The 9,821-nt window shown below is 64.3% G+C and carries 12 protein-coding genes and 1 tRNA gene; 7 read left to right on the plus strand and 6 right to left on the minus strand.

All coding sequences use genetic code 11. From position 1 onward, the window contains the following. A partial coding sequence (locus tag KBZ15_RS11715) for a cation transporting ATPase C-terminal domain-containing protein (RefSeq protein WP_255015395.1) occupies nt 1-213 on the plus strand: 213 nt, incomplete at its 5' end. A gap of 119 nt (nt 214-332) precedes the next feature. Next, nucleotides 333-1,361 (plus strand): alpha/beta fold hydrolase, encoded by a 1,029-nt coding sequence (locus tag KBZ15_RS11720; protein ID WP_255015396.1) that lies wholly within the window; start codon nt 333-335, stop codon nt 1,359-1,361. A gap of 74 nt (nt 1,362-1,435) precedes the next feature. On the opposite strand, the gene KBZ15_RS11725 is transcribed toward KBZ15_RS11720, so the two are convergent. Further along, a tRNA-Val gene (locus KBZ15_RS11725) sits at nt 1,436-1,507 on the minus strand. 27 nt (nt 1,508-1,534) lie between these two features. Between KBZ15_RS11725 and KBZ15_RS11730 the strand changes: the two genes are divergently transcribed. Continuing rightward, the gene (locus KBZ15_RS11730; protein WP_255015397.1) at nt 1,535-2,053 is read left to right on the plus strand and encodes a metal-binding protein; all 519 of its coding nucleotides are present in this window, start codon (nt 1,535-1,537) and stop codon (nt 2,051-2,053) included. Nucleotides 2,054-2,098: 45 nt separating this feature from the next. Beyond that, nucleotides 2,099-2,911, plus strand: a complete 813-nt coding sequence (gene mazG / locus KBZ15_RS11735; protein ID WP_255015404.1) for a nucleoside triphosphate pyrophosphohydrolase — start codon at nt 2,099-2,101, stop codon at nt 2,909-2,911. A 79-nt stretch (nt 2,912-2,990) separates the two neighbouring features. Here mazG and arfB read toward each other — a convergent pair whose 3' ends face one another. Next, the gene (arfB, locus tag KBZ15_RS11740) at nt 2,991-3,440 is read right to left on the minus strand and encodes an alternative ribosome rescue aminoacyl-tRNA hydrolase ArfB (protein WP_255015398.1); all 450 of its coding nucleotides are present in this window, start codon (nt 3,438-3,440) and stop codon (nt 2,991-2,993) included. Between the two features lie 61 nt (nt 3,441-3,501). Between arfB and speE the strand changes: the two genes are divergently transcribed. After that, nucleotides 3,502-4,383 (plus strand): polyamine aminopropyltransferase, encoded by an 882-nt coding sequence (gene speE / locus KBZ15_RS11745; RefSeq protein ID WP_255015399.1) that lies wholly within the window; start codon nt 3,502-3,504, stop codon nt 4,381-4,383. Here the strand turns inward: speE and KBZ15_RS11750 are convergent. After that, a complete protein-coding gene (locus tag KBZ15_RS11750) occupies nt 4,377-4,775 on the minus strand; it encodes a cyclic nucleotide-binding domain-containing protein (protein ID WP_231596566.1) in 399 nt (132 codons plus the stop codon). The genes speE and KBZ15_RS11750 overlap by 7 nt on opposite strands. A gap of 106 nt (nt 4,776-4,881) precedes the next feature. After that, a complete protein-coding gene (locus tag KBZ15_RS11755; RefSeq protein WP_254931895.1) occupies nt 4,882-5,079 on the minus strand; it encodes a hypothetical protein in 198 nt (65 codons plus the stop codon). 175 nt (nt 5,080-5,254) lie between these two features. On the opposite strand from KBZ15_RS11755, the gene gcvT reads away from it, so the two are divergent. Both gcvT and aspS read left to right on the plus strand, forming a co-directional pair. Next, complete coding sequence (gene gcvT / locus KBZ15_RS11760) at nt 5,255-6,364, plus strand: glycine cleavage system aminomethyltransferase GcvT (protein ID WP_255015400.1); 1,110 nt, start codon at nt 5,255-5,257, stop codon at nt 6,362-6,364. 41 nt (nt 6,365-6,405) lie between these two features. Next, entirely contained in the window at nt 6,406-8,229 is a 1,824-nt protein-coding gene (gene aspS / locus KBZ15_RS11765; protein WP_255015401.1) for an aspartate--tRNA ligase, read from the plus strand. A gap of 41 nt (nt 8,230-8,270) precedes the next feature. Here the strand turns inward: aspS and KBZ15_RS11770 are convergent, their stop codons facing one another. Together KBZ15_RS11770 and KBZ15_RS11775 are read right to left on the minus strand one after the other, a co-directional pair. After that, entirely contained in the window at nt 8,271-8,894 is a 624-nt protein-coding gene (locus tag KBZ15_RS11770) for an MlaD family protein (protein ID WP_255015402.1), read from the minus strand. A 118-nt stretch (nt 8,895-9,012) separates the two neighbouring features. Beyond that, a complete protein-coding gene (locus KBZ15_RS11775) occupies nt 9,013-9,687 on the minus strand; it encodes a hypothetical protein (protein WP_255015403.1) in 675 nt (224 codons plus the stop codon). Nucleotides 9,688-9,821 lie beyond the last annotated feature (134 nt).

Consider the following 9,821-nt stretch of genomic DNA (forward strand, 5'->3'; position numbering starts at 1 on the left):
TGGCACCACAATCCGATCCTGCTGGCGGGCATCGGCACGGCGGTGCTGCTGCAGCTGGGCTTCAGCCAGCTCGGCTGGATGAACCGCTTCTTCGCCACGGCCCCCCTGGAGCCCCAGCAGTGGTTGATCTGCGGCGTGGCCCTGCTGGTGATGGTGCCGGTGGCCGCCCTAGCCGAACGCCTCGATCCCACCACGGGGGTTCCGATGGACTGACTAGGTGATACGAGGCAAGAGTCGGCAAGACCCGGTGAGGGTTCAAGCACCGTGTTGGCTGAACAACATGGCCAAATGCTGCCCCAAGGCTAGGGGTCAATAAACCGAAGCAAGAAAATATGGCTGATCGAGATACCTTCGCCGTAAACAGCGGAGAAAAGTTCCATCTGATCAACAATTTTCAGTTTGAAAGCGGCCAGACACTTGCCCTTGCGCGCATTAACCACACCACCCTGGGAGAGCCCCAGCTTGACTCAAATGGCCTGATCCAAAATGCGGTTCTGCTCATTCATGGAACAGCAAGCAGCTGGCAGATTTATACAGAGGGTTGGTGGGCCAACAGCATGTATGGCCCCGGCCAGCCCCTGGATCTGGGCCATACCTTTGTGATTATCTCAGACAACATTGGTGCAGGCGGCTCAAGCAAACCAAGCGATGGCCTGCGCATGAACTTCCCCTCCTACCAGCATGAGGATGTGGTTCGGGCCCAGCACGACCTGGTAACCAATCACCTGGGTATCAACCAATTACGGGCCGTGATCGGCAGCTCCTTGGGCGGCAGGCTCGCATGGCAATGGGCAATTCAATATCCCCAGGCGGCCAAGAGCATCATCCCGATGGTCGCCTCTCCCTTTCCGCTGGCCGGCCGTCGTGGCATGCAGGATTATCTCGGAATTGAGCCCTTGCTCATTGATCCAAGCTGGGATGGCGGCAATTACCTTGAGCCCCCACGCAACTTTCCCCTAGCCATCATGACCTACTGGATATTTATGTCCGGGGTCAACCACCTATGGAGAGCTGCCCCCACCAGGGAGCTTGCCCTCCGGCACCTGCCCAGGCTGGCAAAGAAAATCGCCGCAAAACTAGATGCCAACGACTGGATCTACCAATTGCGGGCCAATGACACATTCAACGCTGCCCTATCACTTGAGAAGATTGAAGCCCAAGTGCTTGCCGTAGCAATTGACGGCGACGAAATGGTGCCAGTTGAGCTGGGCCAACTGGAAGAGGCCAGGTGCATACTTGCCGAGAAAATGGAAATCGTTGAGATTAGCGATTCCGGCACGGGCAAGGGCCATACCTCTTTGCAGCATGTACTCCAGACCTGTGCACCAAAAATTGGCGAGTTCCTTAAATCGCTAGACTGAGATTATTAAGCCAAAATTACTAGCCCAACTGTTTGACAGCCGCCGCGGCTACTACGCGGAGCAAAAAGATAAGATGCGCGATGCCGGGTTCGAACCAGCGACATCCTGCTTGTAAGGCAGGCGCTCTACCGCTGAGCTAATCGCGCTTGCTGCGCAACTTACACCAACCAACCATGGCCAGCGGCCCCAGCCACGACCGAGCAACCTGGGGCCTGTGTCTGCCCTTCGGATTGCTGTGGTGGCCGTGGCAGGGGCTGGCCGGGGCGGCCTGCGCCAGCCTGGCCTTCCTGCTGGGGGGCCTGCTGCTCTCCCCCGACCTCGACACCCGCTCCAATCCCACCCGCCGCTGGGGGGCCCTGCGGCTGCTCTGGTGGCCCTACCGCAACCTGCTGCGCCATCGCTCCCTGCTCTCCCACAGCCCCCTGCTGGGCAGCTGCGGGCGACTGCTCTATTTGGGCGTCCTGCTGATCGGCCTCAGCTGGCTGGCCCAACCCCTCGGCACCCCGACCCCCGCAGCCCTGGTGCAGCTAGTCCAGCAGCTCTGGCGCGGGCACCAGCCCCTGGTGATCGCGGCGCTGGTGGGGCTGGAGGCCAGCGCCTGGCTGCATCTAGTGCAGGACGGTGATCCGATGGCCAAAACGCCGCGGTTGCTGCGGCGGGGCAAACGGCGGTGGCACAAGCGGCGCCGGTGAGAGGGTGGCGATGAGAGGGTGGCCCTACCGCGCCCCGCCACCTCCATGGGCTCCCCCTCCAGCACCCCGACCCTTGAGGCCATCGCCGAGCTGATCGCCGTGGTGGCAAGGCTGCGCGACCCCAAAACCGGCTGCCCCTGGGACCTGGAGCAGACCCACGCCTCCCTGGTGCCCTACCTGCTCGAGGAAGCCCATGAGGTGGCCGATGCGATCCGCCATGGCGACGACAACCACCTGGCCGAGGAGCTGGGCGACCTGCTGTTGCAGGTGGTGCTGCACGGCCAGATCGCCGGCGAGGCAGGGCGCTTTGATCTGGCGGCGATCGCCCGCGGCATCAGCGCCAAGCTGGTGCGCCGCCACCCGCACGTGTTCGGCGGCGAACCGGCCAGCTGGGAGGAAATCAAGGCCGCCGAGCGCCTACAGGTCCCCTCCACCAGCCCCCTCAGCGAGCGCCTGGCCGGCAAGGTGCGCGGCCAGGGCGCCCTGGCCGGCGCCATGACCATCTCCAAACAGGCGGCCGCGGCCGGCTTCGAGTGGGATGACATCGAGGGGGTGTGGGCGAAGGTGCACGAGGAGCTCGACGAGCTCAAGGAAGCTGTGGCTTCCGGGGATCGCCGCCATGCCCAGGAGGAACTGGGCGATCTGCTGTTCACCCTGGTGAACGTGGCTCGCTGGTGCCGGATCGACCCGGAAGAGGGCCTGGCCGGCACCAATCGGCGCTTTCTCGATCGCTTCTCCCGGGTGGAGGCCGCCCTGGGCGGCGATCTCCAGGGCCGCAGCATTGGCGAGCTCGAAGGCCTGTGGCAGCAGGCCAAGGCCCAGATCCGGGCGGAGAACGGGCCGCCGGCTGGCAGCTGAGGCGGCAGGCCCGCTGCCGATCTGGTGCTTCCGGGAGGTTGTACAGATGTACATGCTCCTGTAGGCATCCATAAACAGCTCAGCCCTCCGGCAGCTGGGGGCGCGAGCGCCGCTGCCCCTTGATGGCGCTGCGCAGTTTCTTGGCGGCGAGGCGGCGCTCTTTTGAACCCCGGGTGGGCTTGGTGGCCCGCCGCGGCGGCGGCGGCGGTTTGATCGCCTCCTGCAGCAGCGCCACCAGGCGCCGCTGGGCGGCCACCCGGTTCTGCCACTGGGAGCGGTGCTTACTGGCGGCGATCACCACCCAGCCCTCCACTAGCCGCCCCTCCAGCCGCCGCAGGGCCCGGGCCTGGAGCAGGGGCGGCAGGGCCGCTGTGGCCGCCAGGTCAAACCCGAGCTCCACCCGGGAGTCGGTGGTGTTCACGTTCTGGCCCCCCGGGCCGGAGGAGCGCGAGAAGCGCCAGCGCAGCTCCGCAGCGGGGATCACCCACCGCCCACTCAGCTGCAGATCGCCAGGCACCCCACCAGTCATCCCCAAAGCCTGTCATGGGCAGCCCAGGGGGATCGGCAACCCGTGATGCGCAAATGTGGAGATGCGATCCTTCCCGTCCATGGCCGACAGCAGCACCCCACCCAGCCCAGGCTGGATCGACGAGATCTTCGACGGCGTGCGCTACGGCCTCGAGGGCACCGTGCTCGCCGAAGCCCAGTCGCCCTTCCAGCGGGTGACCATCATCGACAGCCAGCGCTACGGCAAGGGCCTGCTGCTCGATGGCTGCTGGATGACGGCCGAGCGCCAGGAGCGGCATTACCACGAGGCGATCGTGCATCCGGCCCTCTGCGGCGCGGCGAGCATCGAGCGGGTGCTGGTGATCGGCGGCGGCGATGGCGGCACCGCCCGCGAGTGTCTGCGCCACGCTGGCGTGCAGCAGCTCGACCTGGTGGAGATCGACGGGCTGGTGGTGGAGTGGAGCCAGCAATACCTGCCCTCCATCGGCGGCGGTTGCTGGAGCGACCCCCGCTTCCAGCTGACGGTGGGCGACGGCATCGCCTGGGCCGCCAATGCGCCCGATGCCAGCTACGACGTGGTGATGGTCGATGGCTCCGACCCGGCCGGCCCCGCCGAAGGCCTGTTCAACCGAGCGTTTTTCGAGCACTGCCGCCGCATCCTGCGGCCCGGCGGCGTGTTTGCCACCCAGAGCGAATCACCGGAGGCCTTCCGCCAAGTGCACATCGACACGGTGAAGCTGATCCGCGAGGTGTTCGGCTACGCCGACCCGATGTATGGCTGGGTGCCCATGTATCCGAGCGGCTGGTGGAGCTGGACGTTCGCCGCCACAGACGGCCGTCGCTATCTGGAGCCGGATCCCGCCCGAGCCGCGGCCGTCGTCTGTGGCTCGGAGATCTGGAGTCCCCGCTGGCAACGGGGCGGCTTCGACGCCATTCCAGCCTCAATCGAGCGGGAGCTTCAGTAGCAGCAGGTGCCGCTGGTGCGCTGCTCGCGCAGGCGTTCATGCTGCTGGCTGATCAACAGCACGGCCAGGGTGGGGTGGTTGTGCAGCAGGTTGAGGAAGCGGAGGCGATCGAGGCGCAGGATTTCCACCGGGGTGCGGGCCAGGGCCTCATTGCGGTAGCAGCCATCGCCCCAGACGATGTCCTGGTAACTGAAGAGCTCGCCGGGCCGGTAGCAGAGTTTTTCCCCGCCTTCGCCAACCAACTCGACGATGCCGCGCCGCGCCCCATAGATGGAATCGGCCCGCTCGCCGCGGGAAAACACCTTGGCACCGGTGGGCAGGGTGAGTATCTCGCAGTCCACCTGGGCCGCCATCAACTCGATAGGGGTGGTGATCGACATGGTTGCGGTCATCTCAGCCTCCTCCGGGAACCATCAAATAACTTAATAACGCAGCATCCCTGCTGCGGCCAGGCAAAGCGGCCAGGGCGAGCAGTCGTGTAAAAAATTTATATCCGCTTCAGCTTTGGCCCAGGACCGCATCCAGGCTGAGTTGCTGATTCGGCAGGGGCCCAGCTAGGGAGCCATCTGTTGCTCCGGCGCCTTGGCCCCCTACCAGCACCGGCAGCCGCGGTGGCCGGGCCGTCCAGTGGTGGCACCACAGCTCGGTGGCCAGCTCGGGGTGGATCTGCAACTGGCGCAGCTGGCACCAGCCCATTTCCACACCCCTAGGAGGGGCGCAATGGCGGCAGCTACGACAGCAGGGTCTTTGACCCATCAACAGATCGGGATTTGGTCTCCCAAGGTATGGACGCCTGGCACTGCTGGGAAGCAAGGAACCCGAATCTTTCGAGTTCCTTCGTGATTGCCACGACCCCCAATAGGATCCCCCCATGACCCTGCTGCACACCCCACTATTCGAAGCAGCCCAGGCGGCTGGCGGCCGGATGGTGCCCTTCGCCGGCTGGGAGATGGCCGTGCAATTTGCCGGCCTGGTGGCCGAGCACACCGCCGTGCGCAGCCACTGCGGTGTTTTCGATATTTCCCACATGGGGGTGCTGGGCCTGCGGGGCGATGGCGTCAAGGATGCCCTGCAGGGCCTGGTGCCCACCGATCTGTTCCGCATCGGCCCCGGCGAGGCCTGCTACACGGTGCTGCTCAACGAGGCCGGCGGCATCCGCGACGACCTGATCGTCTACGACCGGGGCTGGCGCCAGGGAGCCAAGGGCGAAGCGGCCAGCCATGAGCTGGTGCTGGTGATCAACGCCGCCTGCGCCGACACCGACACCGCCTGGATCCGCAGCCAGCTGGAGCCGGCCGGCATCGCCATCGACGACCGCAAGGGCGATGGGGTACTGCTGGCCCTGCAGGGGCCAGAGGCCCAGGTGCGCCTGGAGGCCCTCTGCGGCGAAAGCCTTTCTGGCCTGCCCCGCTTCGGCCACCGGGAGCTGGAGCTGGCGGGGGCCACCGCCTTTGTGGGCCGCACCGGCTACACCGGCGAAGACGGCTTCGAGCTGCTCCTGCCCGCCCAGGCGGGCCTCAACCTGTGGAGCCAGCTGCTGGAGGCGGGGGTCACCCCCTGCGGTCTCGGCGCCCGCGACACCCTGCGCCTGGAGGCCGCCATGCACCTCTATGGCAGTGAGATGGATGCCAGCACCACGCCCCTGGAGGTGGGGCTGGGCTGGCTGGTGCACCTGGAGATGCCCAAGCCCTTCATCGGCCGGGCGGTGCTGGAGCGCCAGAGCGCCGAGGGGGTGGGGCGGCGGCTGGTGGGCCTGGAACTGCAGGGCCGGGCGATCGCGCGCCACGGCTACCCGGTGCTGCACAACGGCGCCGTGGTGGGCGAGGTGACCAGTGGCACCTGGTCCCCCAGCCTGGGCAAGGCCATCGCCCTGGCCAGCGTGCCCGTCGCCGCCGCCAAGCTGGGCACCGAGCTGGCGGTGGAGGTTCGGGGCAAGGCCGAGCCGGCCACCGTGGTGAAGCGGCCCTTCTACCGGCGCTGACGGCGCCGTGGGAAAATCGAGGATTCGCTTGCCTTCTCCCCATGCGCAGCCACGGATGCGGCGACCTGCGCCAAGACGCCAGCGGTCAGGCCGTAGAGCTGTGCGGCTGGGTAGACCGCAGCCGTGACCATGGCGGTGTGATTTTCGTTGACCTGCGCGACCGCAGCGGCAGCGTGCAGATCACCGTCGATCCCGACAACGGCGCCGCAATGTTCGCCGTAGCGGAGCACCTACGCAATGAAACGGTGATCCAGGTGGCCGGCACGGTGCGCCAGCGGCCCGCCGACGCCATCAACGACAAGCTGGCCACCGGCCAGGTGGAAGTGGTTGCGGCCTCCATCACCGTGCTCAATGCCGTCAAGGGCAACCTGCCTTTCCCGGTGTCGCTGCACGACGAGGAGAACACCCGCGAGGAGCTGCGCCTGCGCCACCGCTACCTCGACCTGCGCCGCGAGCGCATGGCCCGCAACCTGCGCCTGCGACACAGCACGGTGCAGGCGATGCGCCGCTTCCTGGAAGAGGCCGGCTTCATCGAGGTGGAAACCCCGGTGCTCACCCGCTCCACCCCCGAGGGAGCCCGCGACTACCTGGTGCCCAGCCGGGTGTGCGGTGGCGAGTGGTTCGCCCTGCCCCAGTCGCCCCAGCTGTTCAAGCAGCTGCTGATGGTGGGCGGCATCGAGCGCTATTACCAGCTGGCCCGCTGCTTCCGCGATGAAGATCTGCGGGCCGATCGCCAGCCGGAATTCACCCAGCTGGATATGGAGATGAGCTTCATGGGCCAGGAGCAGATCCTGGAGCTCAACGAGGCCCTGATCGCCAGCATCTGGCAGGCCGTCAAGGGCATCGAGCTGCCGCGCCCCTTCCCGCGGCTCAGCTGGCATGAGGCCATGGCCCGCTACGGCACCGACCGGCCCGACACCCGCTACGGCCTGGAGCTGTGCGATGTCTCCGACCTGGTCAAAGACATGGGCTTCAAGGTGTTCAGCGGCGCCGTGGCCGCCGGCGGCGCGGTGAAGTGCATCGCCGTGCCCGGCGGCAACGAGGCGATCAGCAACGTGCGCATCAAGCCCGGCGGCGATGTGTTCAGCGAGGCCCAAAAGGCTGGGGCCGGCGGCCTGGCCTTTATCCGGGTGCGCGAGGGCGGCGAGATCGACACGATCGGCGCCATTAAGGACAACCTCTCAGACGACAAAAAAGCCGAGCTGCTGGAGCGCAGCGGCGCCACGCCCGGCACCCTGCTGCTGTTTGGCGCAGGCGACACCGCCACGGTGAATAAGGCCCTCGATCGGGTGCGCCAGTTCCTGGCCCGCGAGCTCGGCCTGGTGCAGAGCGAGCGGCAGAACGACCAGTGGAACTTCCTCTGGGTGGTGGATTTCCCGATGTTCGAGTTCAACGCCGGCGAAAACCGGCTCGAAGCCCTGCACCACCCCTTCTGCGCCCCCAACGCCGCAGACCTTGGGGCAGATCCGGCCGCCTGGGCCAACACCTTGCCCACGGCCCGCGCCCAGGCCTACGACCTGGTGCTCAACGGCCTGGAGCTGGGCGGCGGCTCCCTGCGCATCCACGATTCGGCCCTGCAGCGCCAGGTGCTGCAGACCATCGGCCTGCCCCTGGAGGAGGCCGAGCGCCAGTTCGGCTTCCTGATGGAGGCCCTCGATATGGGCGCCCCACCCCACGGCGGCCTGGCCTACGGGGTGGACCGGATCGTGATGCTGCTGGCGGGCGAGGAGTCGATCCGCGACACGATCGCCTTCCCCAAAACCCAGCAGGCCCGTTGCCTGATGACCCAGGCCCCGGCCGGGGTGGCGGACAAGCAGCTGGAGGAACTGCATGTGGCTAGCACCTGGACGGAGGAGGAGGGGTGACTCCCTAGCCACCCCACTCTCCGCCTATAAATGGAAAACTGCTACCGATCAAACATGGCCTTGAGTGTCTGAATTAGACCACGCAATTCCTCGCTTGTAACTATTACGCTCACGCCTGCTGCGCCAAGCTGATTGACACCTGATTGGCCACTCTGCAAAGTTTCTCGCACTACTGGAGCCGTATCTTCGGTCTCCTTTTGAAGAGCCTTGGCCAAATCAGAAAAAGATCCCGCTCCTTGACGCATGGAACTCAATGTGATGGGGACATCACTGGCAAAGACCTTGCCTGCATTGGCAATTGTTGCATCAAGCCGCATACGGGTTTGCGCCAGGCCTATCAATAATTCCCTTGTATCAAGTGCAGGCTCGAGAGGAAGCTCGAGCGTTGAATCACTTGCCCTATTGACCTGTTTCGGCTTCACCTTTGCTAGATCTGGGGTTATGGAAATAAATGAATCCCCAATAAGCCCCTCCTGATCTACCCTCAAAATGCTAGATGGGCCGATAAAACTTGCATAGCTTGGGTCCACATCGAGCTTTCCGATTATGCGGGCATCGCCTGCTATCGAAAGAGTCTTGAGCCGACCAACAGTCAAACCAGACAACTTGACCTCCATGCCAGGGCTCAAGGATTTCGCCGACTTAGCCACCAGGGTGATCCGCATTGGCCTTTGCCACCAGGAAATCCAGCCCTGCTCCATGGCCAATGACACCAATGTGGCGCCGAGGAGCACGAAGGTAATGGAGCTAAAAATCTAACTATCTCGTTTCATTCACCATCTTTCAGAAAATCATTTGGCACACAAAGATCCAAGCAATTTTTGTCGCCATCACAGCAGCAAACACATGGACCGTCACCGAGCTAATCACCAGGGCAATGGGATTGCCCTGGCCGATGCTAGACCTAGACTCTACCAAGGCCCATGTACTTGCGACCATAACGTAAATACTTGCCTCCAAGCTTGAAAGCGCCAAGTCTGCGGGCCTGATGGCAGCAAAAACAAGCCGGAATTCACCAATCACATCCTGGCGAGAACTAATTAATACGCCAGCAACAACGGAGGCTAAAAGAAAATAAAAGTTCAAGATAGCGCCGGTAATCGCCGCGGGTACAACGACCCTCAGCCAAGCGGCACCCATCCCGAGCCGATAATACCGAACCCAATAGGGGCTCAGCCTCACGGTAATCAGCAGCGCACAGGCAATCGGCCCTGCAAGATTTAACGATGCATTAACCAGCAACAGGAGCCCAAACGCATTTGACTGGTGTAGCTTTTCGGCAATATATACACTTCCAGCGCCCACAAATAGGCCAGCTAATATTGCCTCATCGGCGCAGTGCTTACCATCTCTTTCGATGGCTCGCAGCAGGGCCATAAGACGCTTGATCACAAGCCTCTTGATCACAAACCTAAATTTCCCGTGAGCGTTCAGGTGTCGCGGTGCCAGCACATCCATCTCCAGAGGCAGCTCAGCCGCCTGACGGGAACGCCGGTGGCCTGCGGAACAACAAAGCTCAACACAGGGCGGCCAGGCCCCACCGACCAACTAAAACGGAATTATTACGCATAAGTCCCATGGCCTCCAAGCCA

The organism is Cyanobium sp. BA20m-p-22 (assembly GCF_024346275.1).
In the GTDB taxonomy this organism is placed as follows: Bacteria; Cyanobacteriota; Cyanobacteriia; order PCC-6307; family Cyanobiaceae; genus Cyanobium_A.